Annotated in this window: 3 protein-coding genes; all 3 read right to left on the bottom strand. The window is 64.3% G+C overall.

Features of this window, described 5'->3' with window-relative positions:
• Positions 1 to 275: 275 nt before the first annotated feature.
• Positions 276 to 1,358 carry a Hint domain-containing protein gene (locus tag ACT53K_RS03890; protein WP_476227212.1) on the bottom strand — a complete coding sequence of 361 codons (1,083 nt, stop codon included), beginning with the start codon at positions 1,356 to 1,358 and terminating at the stop codon, positions 276 to 278.
• 408 nt (positions 1,359 to 1,766) lie between these two features.
• Entirely contained in the window at positions 1,767 to 3,689 is a 1,923-nt protein-coding gene (locus tag ACT53K_RS03885) for a sulfotransferase (protein ID WP_476227211.1), read from the bottom strand.
• A 64-nt stretch (positions 3,690 to 3,753) separates the two neighbouring features.
• On the bottom strand, positions 3,754 to 16,842 hold the full coding sequence (locus ACT53K_RS03880) for a filamentous haemagglutinin family protein (protein ID WP_476227287.1): 13,089 nt from the start codon (positions 16,840 to 16,842) through the stop codon (positions 3,754 to 3,756).
• Positions 16,843 to 16,871: the final 29 nt, after the last annotated feature.

The raw sequence follows: 16,871 nt of genomic DNA, 5'->3' as shown, positions 1-16,871 counted from the left end.
ACCCCGGCGAAAGCCGGGGTCTATTGGGGCCTCCCTATCGGCTCTTGCTGGGAATGAGAGGCGAATGGATCCCGGCTTCCGCCGGGATGACGGCGTGAAGCGGGATGAGACCGTACCAATGCACCTTGTTATTAGGCGGTGCCCCTCCCGCGGCGGGCGCGCAGGTCAAGCGCCACCACCGGGCGCACATAAAAAGGCCCCGGATCGCTCCGGGGCCAGCCTTTCGCGGCATTACACTGCCCCTGCCCGCCGCTACGGACAGGGGCATCAGTGCATCACGCCACCACGCGCAGCGCGGGCGCGGGGCGTGCCCAGCTCGGCGCGACCATCGCCAGCGTGACTTCCACCATTGCCGGCGCATCGAGCAGCCGGTGCAGCGTCGCCGCGCCGTCGGTCCAGCGCCAGCCCAGCTGCTCATGTCGCTCGGCGGGGTAAAAGCCTTCGCCGAACGCTGCGTCTTCCAGGTCGACACCCACGCCGTCGATGCGCAGTTCGGAAATTGCAACGCCCAGCCGGCGGCCATCGCCCAGCCCCGGTACCAGCTGCGCCAGCACGCCATGGTTCGACCGGAACACCAGCGCCTGCGCTGCCGGCACGGCGAACCAGTAGCGATTGCCCGCGACATGCACCGGCGCCACCGCCGCGCCATCCGCCTCGATCGCCAGATCGGCAGCTTCGCGCTTTACCCAGCCGAGTTCGGCGGCGCGATCGTGCAGCCGCTGCTGCAATTCGGTGAGCTGCGGGCCGGCGGCGACCAGCGGCGCACAGGCATCGTCCCAGCTCTGCGGATCGAGCCGGCCGTGCAGCGCGGTAAAGTCGCCGGCATTCGCGAAGGTGGCGCGGTTGCCGTCGTCGAGATAGCTCTCGCAAGGCAGCCCTTCGGCCAGCAGCACGTCATGGCTGTCCAGCTCGATGTGGAAATAGCGGATTTCCTCGACCATTTCCTGCACGATCGTCGCGCCGTTGACCAGATTGCCCACCGGTACCAGCACACCATCGACGAACACCGCATGGCCCGGCGACAGCCGCACGTCGCGCGCCGGCATGCCCGGGCCGAACGCATGCGCCGTCACCCGCACCGGCTGCACTTCCCACGGACGCGGATGGCGCGACGGACGGCTCCACAATTCGCCGCGCCACTTCACCGGCCGTACGGCGCCGCTGGCGGTCTGCACCAACTGCCCCTCGCGCAGATTCTCCACCGCCACCGGCCCTTCCGGCGTCTCGATCCGCGTGCCTTCGGCAAAGCACAGCGTGGTATAGTCCGTCGAAAAGGTGATCGGATAGGTAACGTCCGATATCTTCCCGGACAGATCGATAAATCGGAGCTTCAGATCATTACCGAAATCGCCCCGCAACCCCTTACTGACTTCTTGACCCGACGTCGAAATAACCAACTTATTATCAGCGAAACCAAAAATAGTATATACATTACTTGAGCCTATTTTAACCGTACCGAAATTTCCCCAGTAATAATAATTAGACCCCTGATATGCAGCCGTATATGACGAATAACTATAAAAGTGCAACGTCCCACTTAAATTTAACGTGTCAGCACTTGTAACCTCGACGCTATTGTCGGTAACACTTCCAAATCCGGTTGCAATTCCAACCTGCCCCTGTTGAAGCGTTATTCCATTGAGCTGGGCCAGAAAATCTTTAATCGGACTATCTGCCATGACCTATTCTCCCTGAAGAATCCCGCGTTCTGACGGGATGTTGTTGCAGCATCCGGCGCACAGTTCCCCGCGCCGGCAAAGGGGGCGCTATTGCGCGAAAACGGGCTCGCGGACGTGCTCGTCCGGCATGGGATATCCCAGACGATTGATCGCCGGCGCCAGCACCGGCACCACCGGCGCGAGATGGTCGCGATAGTGGCGGTGGCGATAGACCGACCGGTCGTAAAGCTTCTCGGTCACCTGCGCGTAGCTGGCGGTGCGGGCGTAGCGGGCATTTTCGTGGAAGGAGAGCGTGGCCGGATCGAACGGCACGCCGATGAAATCGAGCAGCGCCCGCACTTCGCGCGCCTGATCCGCTACCAGATCCTCATAGCGCACCGCATGATAGCGCAGGGGCAGCACGGCGCGGTATTGCGCGATAAGGTCGGCGATCAGCGCATAATGTTCGGCGGCGGTCTCCAGCGCGCTGGCGCAGTTGAAGCCATGGCTGAGCCCGTTGGAAAAGACCGACAGCACCACATCGAGCGGATGCCGCAACAGATGCACGATCGGCGATTCCGGAAACAACAGATGGATGAGGCCCAGATGGGTTTCGTTGAGCGGCATCTTGTCGGTGAACCAGGGCCGCGACGGATCGATGGCGCCGATTTGCGCGGCTTCGTTCAGGTACAGGTCGCGCAGCGTGTTCACCACGCCGCGCCGGTCCCCGAGCCACAAATCGCTCAGCGCCTTGGGATAGGGCAGCATGGCACCGAGCAGCATGGGCAACCGTTCCGCCAGCGAGGCGATGATCGGCAGCTCGTCACCAGCGGCGATATCCGGATGTCGGTCCAGCGTCTGCTCCACCAGCGTGGTGCCCGACCGGGGAAAGCCGATGATGAAGATCGGCTGTGGCGTGTCGCTGCGGCGCTCCGCGCGCGGCAACAGTGCGGCGCGGCCTTCGGTGAAGAAATCGCGCAGTTCGGCGACCAGCGAGCGGGCGGCTTCGGCCTGATATTGTCGCCCGCCCTTTTCGCGGAAATGCGCCTTGGCGGCGGCGAAACACGCAAAGGCTTCGTCATAGCGCCCGAGCGAATCGAGTATCTGGCCCTTGGCCAGCGCTGCCTGCATCGACCCGTCCTGCTCGCCCTGTTCGGCTGCTGTGACGGCGAGCGCGTCGAGCGTGGCGAGCGCCGCATCTGCCTGTTTCATCCGGCGCAGCAGCGCGGCGCGCTGGTGCAGGGCGCCGCGATGGTTGGGCGCCAACGCCAGGGCACGATCGACCAGCGCCAGCCCGGCATCGAAATTGCGGGCCGCTTCTTCCAGCTCGGCCATGGCGACCAGCAATTCGCTCTGCGCCGCCGTGTCCTGCATCTGCGGCTGAAGCGCGGAAAACAGCGTGCGCGCCTCGTCCAGCCGGCCCTGGGCGCGAAGCGTGTGGGCAAGCTGAAGGTCAAATTCGCGGAAAAGATCGGGCTGATCGGCGGTTTCGGGAAAGTCGCGGCCGGTGCGGAAGTGATATTCGGCGGCTACCGGCGCGTTGCAGGCGCGGAAGACCCGCCCCATGGCCAGATGCGCGCGGGGCGCCTGCGGCGCGAGCCGAACCAGCATACGGCCGTGAATCTGCGCCCGCGCCAGATCATTGATCGCCAGGAAATAGTTCACCGCCAGCAGGCGGACCATGCCGTCATTGGCATTCACCGTAGCCAGCCGGTCCATGACGCGGGCTGCTGCCCGTTGGGCACCTTCGTCCTTCAGAATGTTGAACAGCGCGCCCAAGGCATCCTTTTGTCCCGGCGCCTGTTCCAGCACCTCCAGCGCCAGCGCGCGGACGGTTTCGCGATCCTGCAACCGCCAGGCGCGGGTGATCGCCGACAGCGTCTCCGCGAACGGCCCTTCGGCATCGACCGGGGTGACGGTGCGCAGGTCCAGGCCGCAGCAGCGCAGGTGGCGGAGACCCGAACCACAGGGGCAGGGTTTAGCCTCGGCCGCGGGCGTTTCGGGCGGTACGTTTTCCAGCGTTACAGGCATGACGTTCTACTCTTCAGCAAAACAGGAGTGCATGGTTCCGGACGTGCCGGGGCGGCGGGGTTCTTCACTGGCCGGCACAATCGGGGTCCTCGCTGGTGCTGCCGGGCGGGCAGACGCCGTCGCTGACCGGGCCGAGCACCTTGACGGTGATGATGGAGCGCTGATCGCGCTGTTCGGGCGGGCGCGAGGCGTCCTGCACCAGCTTGCGGATATCGCGCGACGGATCGGTCTGCGGCGTTACCGCCACCACCGCGGCGCCGGTGGGCACGCCGGTCATGCTGCCGGCGGCCTTGAAGTTATCCGCATTGGCGACCCGCGCGGCGGCGACGACGATATTGCCGGAGGCGCGGACGCCGGCGTCACCCGCGTCGACGGTACCCACCGGCGCGATCAGCACCACATCCGCGGCGGGATCGCTTGGGCTCGCCTTGAACGTGCCGATGCCGGCACCGGCGACGCTGGCAGCGCTGTTGACTTCGGCATTGCCCTCCTCGTCGAGGCGGATCGTGACCGGCGGGAAGTTCGACGCGCTTTTCGGGCCCTGGCCGGCGGCGAGGTCTCCGTTCGAAGACCACATGGTGATGTTGCCGCCGCGCTGGGTGAAGACGCGGCTCTGGTTGAGCGTCACGTCGCCATCGGTGAAGCTGTTGATCGCGCCACCTTCCAGCGTGAGCACGCCTTCATAGCCGATCGGGATGGAGACGATGGAGACGCCTGTGGTATTGGCCAGATTGCCTTGCGCCGGATATTGCCGGTTCATGCCCTGGGTGAAGGGGAAAAAGGCGGTCTGACGCCGGTTGGGCTGATCAGCGGTGCGGATCGTCGAGCCAGCGATCAGGTCGCCGCCGGGGCCGAGGATCGAGACCTTGCCGCCGCGCCCGGTCTGGATCGTCGCCAGCCGCAGGTCGAGATTGCCGGTGTGCACCTTGGTCGCGGCAAGCGGCTGACCGTTGACGATCTTGCGTACCGGCTCGCCCAGCGGATGATCGGCGGAAATGGTGGCGGGATCGACCGTGTAGGGCGCCAGATTGTCGGTATAGCCCAGGCTGGTCGGGAACAGAGTCTGGATCGCGCGGTAGCCGCGGATATATTGCTGGTACGAAGGGCCAGACACCTGGCCGACCGCCGAGATCTCGCCAAACAACACGCCGTTCACCAGGAAATCCTGCTGGCGCAGCGGGTCGATCTTGGCGAAGGCGGCGTAGAGTGCCGGGCCTTTGGCATAGGCGGCGTCGGCCAGCGCAGCGTCGCTGGAAAAGATCTGGCCGCCAAAGACCTGCGCAAACGCTTCCGGCGCGTGGTCGCGGAGCCAGGCGGCGAGCTTGGGCAGGTAGATCGGCTTGGTCCGGTCCGGCTTCTTGTTGCCGAAGCTGTCTGTCGCCTGCACGAACAGGTCGCCGTCGAGCTTGGCGAAATTGTCGGGGTTCAGATAGGTGTCGCGCAGGGCCGCATAGTCGGCGCCCTGTGCCATGCCGAAGCGGACGCTCAGATCGGCGCCCGTGGTGCCCAGCCAGGGGTTCAGGTCGTTGCCGACGGTGCGGATGCCGCCGCCGAAGCTGTAGATCAGGCCGTCATTGCCCTTGACATCGGCCGAGCTCATGAACGGCCCGATGTCGCCGCCCGCCTCGACGATCAGCGTTCCCGGGCCGCCGAGGATGAAGTTGTTCGACTGGACGAAAGGCAGTCGGCCGGCGCCGACGACACCGGTGATGTCGCCCCCGGCGCGGACGCGCGTAATGTCGCTCGACTGCAGGTTCTGCCCCTGGAAGAACAGATTGACGATATCGTTGCCGGCCGTGACGCGCGCCTGTTTCGGCAGGAAAAGCGCGGCATTCGTCAAATCGCCATTGGTGTAAATGCGCACCGGCAACGCATCATGGAGATGGGTAAGCCCCTGCGCATGCTGGTAGCGCAGTTCATTGTCTAGAGTCCGCGCAGACACAATCGGAAGACGATAGGAAAGCGCATCGCGACTGAGAGACCATGCGCCGCCGATCAGACCGGGGTCGACATCGCTCATGGCCAACGCCAGGTTCTTCAGGCTACCCTGGCTCAACAGGTTGAGCTGACCGACCGCCGAGGGATAGAGAGTCTGCGCGATGTCGGCAGTGCCGAGCGTTACCGTACCAGCAAGCGCGGTCAGGTTCAGACTAGGCGGGAGCACCTGCAGATAGGCCTGCGGATCGCTTCCAAGTTCGGACCATACTGCGGGTTCCAAACCATATGCCGTGGGGAAACCGGAAGGAGTCTCTGCAATCTCCACCGCACCATTTGCCTGGAGCGAAAGCGAGGCGCTGGGACTGAAGAAGCCCGCTGCGGCAGCGTTCTGGCCCAAAAAGGCATTTCGCTGCGTGCTCCCGTCACCCTGGGCCTCGTAGACATTTCCCGACTGCACGCCCAGCGCCGACACGCTACCCAGCGTGGCCGATCCCCCCGCGGAAATTGCAACGGTAGCATCGCTCAGTCGCACACGAAGATATGCCGGATTGGTGGAGAACTTGCTGATCTCCGTACCCCAGCTGGCGATATCCCGCCCTGCCTGAAGGGTCGCGGCACCGGAAGCGATATCGAACCGGCCACCCAAAAGGTCTCGCCCGGCCGCTACCGAAAGGTCGCCTCGGCCAAAGGTCAACATCGTCTTCGATCCACCGGCGAGAGTCGTCGTGACGCCGCTATTGAGTGCGACCGTCAGATCGACGATGTCGCGGCCGGCGCGAACGCTCACATCGCCGCCCGCCAGTGCGCCGACGCCGGATGTGAAATAGCGGGAAGCAAGACCAACTTCGGTATCCGTACCGACGCTGCCGGTCCGCCACATCTGGGTGGAAGTTCCTGCGGATTTACCAGGCAGAGTACCGGTATACCCGAAAATGGCCTGTTGCACGGCATTGTCGGTCCAGCTGTCCCGTCGAGCGAGCACATCTCCACCAGCGTCCAGGCTAATATCGCCACCGCCCGCGGCCAGCACCGGCATCGCGTCAGTAAAGGCGAGCGGGGATGGTATGAAGGCACGGCTTTCGATGCCCGTCGCAAAATAGGGGCTATCGGGTATCACCGAAAGAACGTTACCGGTCCCGATGATCCGCGCGGAGACCTGAGCCTGCGCCACACGAATACCCGCTGTATAGATGGCCGCTGCGCCGAACTGCCCCGCCCGCAAGAAGCTGGCGCTGCTCGCGATCGTTCCATCGGGATTTCGGTACTCGGCAACCGCCGTTCCCTGGAGATCAATATTGCCGCCCGCGGCTACTGCGATGTTTCCATCGCCCGAGCGGATATAACTGCGGACATAGGATTTGTTTGCCGAACCGTAGCTTATGGTCGCAGGCGGAGTCGGGCGGGTATAGCCGGGGCGGCCGCTTGCCAGACCTGCCTTATAGGTCGGTTCGAAGGTCTGAAGAAAAGCGATGATGTCGGAAAGTGGCGCAACGATTCCGGTCGGGTTCGAACTGGAGCCGACCAGCTTGTACCGCTTGCCCGCGAAAAAGGCGAGCGCCGCACGGCGCGTATCGGCGCCAAGGCCGCTCGAGTTGCCCCAGTTGAGCTGGGTATAGGCGTCACCCGAAAGCTGGTTGAGCCCGCGCGTCGTGTCGGTCAGGCCAAGCGTGTCGCCAAGGTTGAAGTTGACCGGCGCCGCACCGTTAACACCAAGCGAAAACTGCAGCGGGCCATTATAGGTGGTGGTGCCGGGGGTGGCTGTCAGCGCGTAGGAATATTCACCCGAAACCGCCACTTGGGCGCTAGTGCCACGATCCACCTGCAGGGGATTTGCAGAAGCCGCAGCGCCCGCGCCGCCAGCCAGTCTAATGTCGGACGAATGCATTGCGACATTCCCGGCCAGCAGCGGAAAGAGCTCGCCAAATCCCAGTGAGTCCTGGCCATCGCCACCGCCCGCCGCCCCGTTGCCGGCAAGCGCGAGCGGCGAGTTCGTTCCCGTCGCGCCCGCGCTGACAGGAGCGGTGGTGAGCGAAATCACCAGTGTTGCGGAGGAAGGCGGGTTGCTGCTGGTGTAGTTCTGGAACTGGGCCAAAGTGGCGCAACTGCCCGTAAGGCCACCACAGGCGAAGCTGATCCCCGCCGACAAATCGCGATTCCCGCCACCCAGTTGGTAATTGATATAGGTCGGATCGGACTTGTCGCGGAAGGTGAAGAACCCGTCCGAAATGCTGCGGTTGATGGTCAGGTTGCCGCCTGTGCGCAGCGTGACGACCGGCGCCTCGCCGCGGGCGCTGCTGCCGACGCGGTACAGGAACGTGGCATAGTTATCGAGAAGATCCCCTTCGCGGCCCGATACCACCGAATAGCGGGTCTGGCCGCCATTGCTGAGCTCGGGAATGACCTTGAGGTCGCCCGCCGCCACCGCCGCCTGCAGCTGTGCGCTGGAGAAGGTTGCTGCGGCGAGATTCCAGGCGCTGCTGGTCTGGATCGCCCCGGCAGCGTCCAGCTCTACACCCGGACGAAGGCGGATGCCGCTAAGGTCGCTGCCATCCACGGCCGAAACCGCGAAATTGCGGATGAAGCGCACCATGGACTGGCTGCCGTCGGCTAATGCGAAGTCCTGCGTGAAGGGGTTGAACTTGCCGCCGCTGTTGCTGCTGTCTTTGCCCATATCGAGCAGAATCGTGCCGTCGCTGCCGCGCGTGATGCCGGCATAGAGGCCGCTGTTTGCGATGCTGTCGAGATTGTAGCGCGTATAGCCTTCGAGCTCGACCGAGCCGGCGCCCTGAATTGCACCCTTCAGGCTAACGGCCACCTGATTGCCGCCCGTACCGATGACCGGCGCGCGCAGATGCACGGTGCCGCCCGTGTCGGGATCTGCATAACGATAGACCGTCACCAGCTGGCCGGTCGCAGCGTCTGTAATGGTTTCCGGGATCAGTCGCGCTGCCGGTGCACCCGCCGCCAGTGCTGCCTGGGTGCGCCGTGCGCCTGCATCGATCACCGCCCCCGCCGCAATGGTGAGCGCGGCAGTATCGCGGCCGATGCCGATCGTCACGTTGCCGGCGCTGGCGACGCGGCTATCCTTGTCCGCATAACCGTTGGTGTGGGTATCCAGCCGCGCGCCCCCCGCCAGGGTGACGCCGTTCATGCCCCACAGGCTGATGGCGCCGCCATTCACGCGAGCATTGGCTGCGTCTGTCGCGTTCATCGCGGATACGTCCACCCCCGACGTATCCAGCGTTCCGGCGATCTGGATGGTCCCGCCGTCGGCAGTGAGCGACACGCTCTTCGCCTTGAGCGACTGGCCGGTTGCCAGGCTGAGATCGCCGGCACCGGTGCGGATGGCGACATCGCCACCGAACAGCGCACCATAGCTGGTCACGAACGCCGAAAGATCGAGCGCGCCCGTACCGCTGTCAACATTGAGCGAAGCGCTGCGGCTGCCAGTTGCGGCAGGGTTGATCGCCGCATTGAGCGTCACAGAGCCACGACTGGCGAGCAGGTTGAGCGTGCCGGCAGCGCCGGTCCCGCTGTCCACCACCAGCTTGCTCGTCGCGTCGGTGCTGATGTTGCCGCTCGCCGACAAGAGATTGACCGTACCGCCATTGGCAGCGACCGTCACGGAGTCGTCCTTGTCGCCAAAGGTCTGGAGATAGCCCGGCGTCGAGAGCGTAGCGCCGCTCAGGCCGATATCGCCGATAGATTCGACATCGATGAGGCCTGCGGTCGCACGAACCAATGCTCCCTGGAACTGTGCCGAGGCGACCTTGGCGTCGCTGGCGCCGATCGTAATGCGCGCCCCGGGCGTGGCATTGCCTGCCGGCGCGGCACCTGCCGTTGTGCCATTGGCGGTCAGCACGAAAGCACCGGTGGTGAGGAAGCTGTAATCGGGGCGGACTGACTGGAGGCGCGGGTCGACCACCGGCGATCGATCGGCGAGGAACGGCGCTACCAGCGTCAGCGCAGTTCTGCCGGTCGAGAAACTACCCTTGTCATCGGCATACATGCCGCTGCGGCCGATCAGCGTCACGCCATCAGTTAAGCCGGCAGCCCGCACTGCATTCGCGCCGAACGCCACCGTAGTGCCGTCGATCGTCAGGCTGCTGCCGGTTCCGCAGAAGCCGGCGGTCGCGCAGGCATCAACGCTCCCCGCCTTGTTGCGAAGCGTGACATTGCCCGCGCCGATCCGCAGCGCGTCGGTCGCGGCCGCACCCGGCGTTAGCGCGATGCTGGCGCTATCGAGCACCAGATCGTTGAACTGGTGCGTCCCCGCCGAGAAGCGGATTGCGCCGGGCGAGCGGATGGTCAGCTGCTGCGCCCCCGCGAGCTTCGCCTCGAGCCCGGCACCGATCACGCCCGCCTGCCCCGCCGCACCGGGGCTGGAATCGAACCGGACCGACGCACCGCTCAGTGCCGCGCGGGTCGCGGCAATCGTGGCATTGTCCGAAACAATGAAGTTGCCGCTCGAATCCAGCGCGACATTGTCGCCGCGGAGCGTGGCAGCACCGATCTGCAGCGTCGAACTGCCGGTACCGGTCCGGCTCACCAGCCGCTCGCCCCCCGTCGCCACGCGAAGCAGCGATCCAGCCGTCGAAACCGCATAATCACCGCTGGCCTCGGTGCCGAGCGCGCCCGTAGCCGTAAGCGTAGCACCATCCGCGACAGTCAGCGTCGAGCCGCTGCCCGCAACCCCGAACAACAATTCGGCAGCATGGACATTGGCGCCCTGGCGAATTTCCACGCTCTGTGTTGCCACGTTGAGCACCGTGGTGCCGTCGCTCGCGCTGCTCCGCGTGCCGCCGATAAACAGGCTTGGTGCGTTGAGCGCGTTGAGCGTCGTATCGCTGAGGCGCAGTGCCCCTGTCGGCGCCGCGCTGCTGTCGCTGTCGGCCGCAATGACGATCTTTGCGCCCGTTATATCGAACTGTCCGGCCTTGCCGCCCGTCGCCGGGCTGGTATCGAACAAGCCAGCAATGCGGAGTTCGGTCAGCGGGCTCAACACCACCCGCGCAGCGTCCAGCGGTACTCGCGGTCGCGCCAACCCGCTCTTTGTCGCAGTGTTGGTGATTGTCGTGGTGCCGCTGATCGTCTGGATGGTCGAGAATTTGCTGAATACATCCTTCGACTGGACGGTGAACGAGTGGCGCGTGGATTCGGCGATGCCGGTGCCTGCGGTGGCATAGCGCCCGCCAACCACGACCGATCCGTCGAGCAGTTGCGTGCTCTGCCCGGGGATGGGCGCGTTGGTGGTCGTGTTTTCCACCACGCGCAGCGCGCCCGGAATGGCGACCGCATATTTGGCCGGGAGCAGCAGATATTCGCCTGCCGGCACGCCAGGGGCCGCATCCAGGATAACCGTACGACCTGCCGCTGCGCCGTACAGATTGACCGGCCCGGCAGCGCCATAGTCGGCCGAGAATACAGGATCATATCCGGCGATGCCGGCTGTCTTCGACACCGGCACCAGCGCGAATACCTGGCGCTGATCAGGGAATTGATAGCCCTTGCCGGTGGTCGGGTCGAAGCTGTTCGAGCTGAACTCGTCGGTGTTGAACCTGTCGAGCACGTCGTGCGAGCCACCAACGCCAGGCTGGAACTGATAGCCAAACACGTCGCCGCCGCCACGCCCCACAAAGCTGGCGCCGGCGTCCTGCACGATCGACCCGGCCGTAAGGCGCAGCTCGCCCGTGGGCAGCTTCGTGATCGGCGCCTGCAGCGTGGGGAAATAATATTCGCTGTTGTCCGTCGACGTCCCGTAGGCAAGATTGAGCCCGGTGGCGGAAACGGTGGTAATGCTACCGGCACCAAACCGGATCGACTGCGTCCAGCTACGGCCGAGTTCTAGTAGTCCCAGCGGCGCTGCGAGATAGCCGTTCTGAACGATGTTGCGTGCCGCCAGCACAAGGTGCGAACCGGCGGAAAGGGGCGTCGGCGCATTCGGATCGAGATAGGTGTTGCCGATCGTGATCGTGCCGCCCGCAAGGATCGTGAACGGCTCGGTCTGGAACGTATTGGTCGAACCTTCGAGCAAGGCTTGTAGGTTGCCCGTGCCGGTGGTTGCATAGACACGGTACGCGTCAAAGGTCAGGTTGTTGCCAGCCTGCACGGTCCCGCGATAGGCGACCTGCAGCGAACTGAGGCCGTTACCGTCGGCTACGCCGATGAAACGGATATCACCCGGTGTACGCAGGGTTACAGCGCCGATCGAATTATCGAAACGAGTGCCGCCGAAGAAATCAATCCCCTGCGATCCAGCCACGAAGGCGATATTGGCATCACCGGTTCCCTGCGTTGGCGCCGCGGCGGTGCTGTCGCCAAGCCCATTGGGCGCCGAGAACTGGATGTAATTGGCGGCCAGCGTCGCGTTGCTGCCCTTGGTGCCGCGCACGAGGACCGTCGGACGGTCATTGACCGTGAGCGCGTCGCTTGCAACGACGCGCAGCGCCTTCCGAAGCGACAGGCTGAAATTGCCATCGAGCGTCAACCCGCCGCGGGCGACCAGCGTATCGAACCCGCTTTGCGCAAGCATGTCGGACGAAAGGTAATTGGCCGAACCGGGGCTGACATTGCCCACCACGGGGTTCAGCCACTCGAGGCTGCCCCCTTCCGCAGAGACCGCTCCCCCCTTGGCGAGGATCGGCGTCTTCCCCAGCGCGCCCCCACCCATGGCGGAAATGCTGCCCGCGGCGCTCCATTCCTGATAAGGGGTATAGAGGCCGCCCAGCAGCGCCTGATCGTAGATAGCGCTGGCACCGCTGATATTGACCAGCGCCGCATCGTCGCGGATCAGCTGGCTGCCGCGATTGTTGACCGCCGGTGTCCCTACGTCCCGCCCGACGAAAGTGCCCCAGGCGAGCGAAATCGAGCCACCGTTCAGAACCCGGCCGGAGCGCAGCTGCGTGCCGCCGAATATGGGCGCGCGCGGATCGAATAGCGCAACGCCCGAAAGATCGGTTTGGCTACCCGCCGCCAGCACGATGCCCTGGCTGGCATCTAGCTGCCCCAGATAATAGACGAGACGGTCCACGCCAAGCTTCGACACAAGTTCGGCGTTGGTCAGCAGTCGCGTGTTCTGCGCATCGAGGAAGACGCCCGCGGCATTCGCGGCACCTTCGCTGAAGCGGCCCTGGGCATCGACGGGTCCGCCAAATGCATCTGCCAGCCCGTTGCCCCCCAGCGCCACGTCACGCACGCCGACGCCGCTGGAAGCAAGATTTGCCGGCAAGTCATTCCGCTGGCTGATCGATCCGCCGTGCAGAATGATGCTGCCTGCATTGTACAGCTTTTCGACGGTGATGCTGGCTTGCGGAGCGCCCGTAATCGTGCCGCCGGCCATCACGTCAAGCTCGGTCAGGCCGCCCAGTACCAGATTGGCCGCGCGCTGATCCCATGCCGATGTCGGCTTGAGTGGCGCCATATAGGCTTGGGCAAGCAGGCTGGAACCCGTTGCCAACCCGCGCAACTCCCGTGCCTGGTCCGGCGACAGTACCGACGGCAACAACCATTGGGAAAGATCGAGCGTTTCGCCCGCGCCGACTACCATGCGCGACGTTTCGAGAAACGCCGATTTGCTCGCCCGGCCATTCGCGAAAAGATCGTCGACGATTCGCGAACGATAGCTGGTCAGGCTCAGCGTGCCGAAGCCGGTTTTTTGCAGGAAATCGAGACCGATATGCGTGCTGCCTGCATGGTTGTCGGAGCCGAAGCTGATGTCCGGGGCGGACAGCGCAAAAGTGCCTCCGCCACTGAAACCGAAACCGAGGATGGTAGCACCCGCAATATCCACGGTTGAACGCGGCGTCGGCACCAGGCTGGGCGTAACGAGCAGGCGACCACTTTCGGTAAAGGGCGTGAAGTCGACCGACTGGCTGGTGCCGCCGATCGAGAAATTCGACGAGCCCTGACTTATCACGCTGTCCGTAAGGCGCGTGGACGCATAGACGCTATTGTTGAGAAGCGAGACGTTGCCGCCCTTGCCGGCGAGGCTCAGCTTGCCTGCGGTGCTTACATAACCGCCGGCACTAACGTCCAGGCGTCCTTTGACAACGACACTGCCGCTGAGGTCGACCGCCTGGGTCGCGGTCGCCAGCGAAGTCCCGACCGCCGCGAAGACATTGGGGGCGCTGGTAAGGCTGATCGCTCCGCCATCCTGGAACGCACTGCCCGCCGACACGCCGCGATCGAGATAGTCGTTAACCCACAGGCCGGCGGTAGAAAGCGTTCCGGTTACGGTGATGTCGAATGGACGCAAATTGCCCGGGTCGGTGGCATACAGGCCATAGGGATTGACATCGTCGCCATTGCCCTGGCCGTACTGGCCGTTACGGAAAATCGAGCCGTTGCTCACTTGCGTACTGACGCTGAGGCCCGTGTTGCCGAACAACTCGGTCTTTGCCACAATCGATCCTGACGCGGCCGTGACCGTGCCGTCAAAGCGGATCGCGCGACCGGCATCGACGCTCAACGTGCCCCCGGCGGCAAGCTGCAGATTGCTGGCACCGGTGACAGTGAATACGTCGCTGCCCGCCAGCGAAGCGACCTGAGAGCCCGCGAACGTGACCGAGCCGGCAGCCGTCAGGCTCAGTGCCGACAGGCCAGCATTATTGAGCGTCGAGTCGCTGAGCAGCAGCTCCGAACCGTCCGCATCGGCAGCCCCACGCACGCCATGATAGACGATCATGTCGCCGAGCGAACTTATCGCGAGATTGGCACCCGAAGGCAGATCGAACTTGCTACGCTGGAGCAGGCGCGGGTCACCGGCGATGCTGCTCTTGCCGCTCGGCCGCACAGCGCCGAGCAGCTGGCGTGCGCCAGCGAAGCCGTTACCGAAAATGCTGCCATCCATCGTTGCCGAGATCGTCGCGATGCTGAGCGAACCCGCATCATGACCCTCGTCGTAGCTCGCTTCGTAGCGCGTGCTCTGCGATGCCGCGTTCAGATAGTTTCGGACGATGCCGAAGCGCGGCTGAACGCTGGTCGACGCGTCGACCACGCCGACATAATGATCATTGGGGTCCGCCTTGGCGATATCGACGATACGGCCGTCATCGGTGAGCAGACGGCTGGTCCGCACCGTACCGCCCGCGTAATTGACCCAGCCCCCCGACACGTCGAGCAATGCGTTGGTCGCAACATGCACGCCGGGCGCGGCAGTCGCGTTGGTGACAGGACCGGTGGGAACCGTAACGGTGTTCAGGCTAACAGAGCCGCCCTTGGTCATGAGCTCGGACACCGTGACCGGAATCTGGCTCGCAAGGCTGCCGCCCTGGATCAGCGGCGATCCCACCCAGGCCACACCATCGTCGCGCACGCCCGAAACACGCGAATCGATGTAAAGCGTCGCCCCGTTCAGCGTGAAATTGTCACCGATCGCCACTTCGCGGTAATTGGGCGTATCGCTGAGTTCGTTCCGCTTGACGGGTGTGATCGCGATAATATTGTCAGCCACGTCACGCTGGACGTTTTTCAGGCCGCTGACATCGATCACCGCGCCGCTCGCAATATCGATGCTGCCGGGCAAAGCGGTCAGATAGGCGGCCGCCGAAACCGCATCCGTCGTAATCTTGCCCACCTGCACATCGGCGTTGGGCGCATATAGCACCGCATTGTTGCCCATGGTGAAGTTGGTCGACACCAGCTGGTCAAACAGCGAGGCGCCCTGGGCGGGATTGATTTGCGCGCCGATGACTATTTGCGAGGATTTGAAGTTCGCCGGATTGGCCGCGCTACCCTGGGGGATGGTCTCGCCGTTTTCCTCCGGAAAAATGGCAATACCCGCCGCCTGCCCCGGATCGCTGCTCCCGCCCAGCCGGACATTGCCAGACAACAAAGCGATCTTGCCGTTGCGAGAAACGCTGGTGGTCGATTCCAGATAGCCGTCGACGCCGATGCTACCGAACACGCCGGTTCCCAGCGAAAGATAACCGCGGCGCGACGAGATGATACCGTCGACATAGATGCTGCCGTCCCCGCCTTGCGGCACATACCCGTTCGGGTTTGACAGTTCGACTTGATAGCTCGCCAGCTTATATCCGCGAACATAAGGGTCGGCGGCCGACCCTGATCCGGTTGAGGGCAGGAACGGGATGACCCGGCCCGCCTGCAAGCTGACCTGACCATCGCTGGCCGAAATCGCACCGCTGACCGAAATGGTGGGCGCCGCCATAATGACGAATCCCGAACTGCCGGAGCCGATTTGCGCACCGCGGTCGACGACGATGCTGCCTTCCAATGGGTTGGCATAGGCAAGCTGTTGGAACCCGGTGTTCTTCACCTGCGCCGAAACCAGCACACCGGGCCCGTTCACGTCAGTCGCTGTATCCTTGGCGATCGTCCCGTTACCGCGCGCGAACAGGCCCGAACTGAGATAGGCATTGTTGCGATCGGCGATACCGAGCGGCTGGAAATCGCTGGCTGAGGTACGTTGCCAGCCATTCCCCAGTTCCAGCGTGCTGACGAGCAGCGAATGGGTATTGATCTGGCTCTTCGCGCCGAAAATGATGCCGGCCTGGTTGAGCACCACCACCGTACCGTCGGCCTTCATATTGCCAAGGATCAGGCTTGGGTTGGTGGCGTTGGTAACGCGGTTCACCACAACCCAGTCCGGCTTGGCGACACCATTTTGCTTCTGGTTGAACTGCAGTGTGGTGTTCTGGCCTATATTGAAGCTGTTCCACGACAGCAGCGCGCGTTCCTGGGTCTGGTCGATCGATACGACGGTGCGGCCATCGACCACCGTCTGGCTGGGCAGGCCGGCGCCTTCCCAGGTATTCACGCCGGTCGTATCGTTCGCTGCCTTCACGCTGACCAACAGGGTGTTCGCCTTGTCGGTATCGCCTGCCTTGCCGGCGGCAATCGCCTGGCGCACGGCGTCGATCGGGTCGAGGCCGTTGGTGGTGAGACCATCTGCGGCGCCGTCCCGCACCACGACCTGGCGCAAGGCGCTGGCATAGGCGCGGATCTGCGTGACGCGGGACTGGGTCGACTCTTGCCGTGCCAGCGCCGCCTGCATCGTGGCCGAGCGCGCCGGTGTCGCGGACGGAGCCGACGTTTCCGGCCGCGGTGCCCGTGCGCCGCCACCCAGCAGCGCTCCGACGTTCTGCGCCCGCGCTGGCGCTGCCCCCAAACCGGCCGCCAGTGTTGCAGCACTGACGCCGAGCAGAAACATGGAGCGGCGGGCGCGGCCCGGAAGCGAGGCACGGCGGACGATCATCGGGAAACTCCGATCCAGCAAAAGCAGAA

The sequence above is a fragment of the Sphingomonas sp. DMC8 genome (genome assembly GCF_056314185.1).
This window is presented reverse-complemented; position numbering and strand designations above follow the sequence as displayed.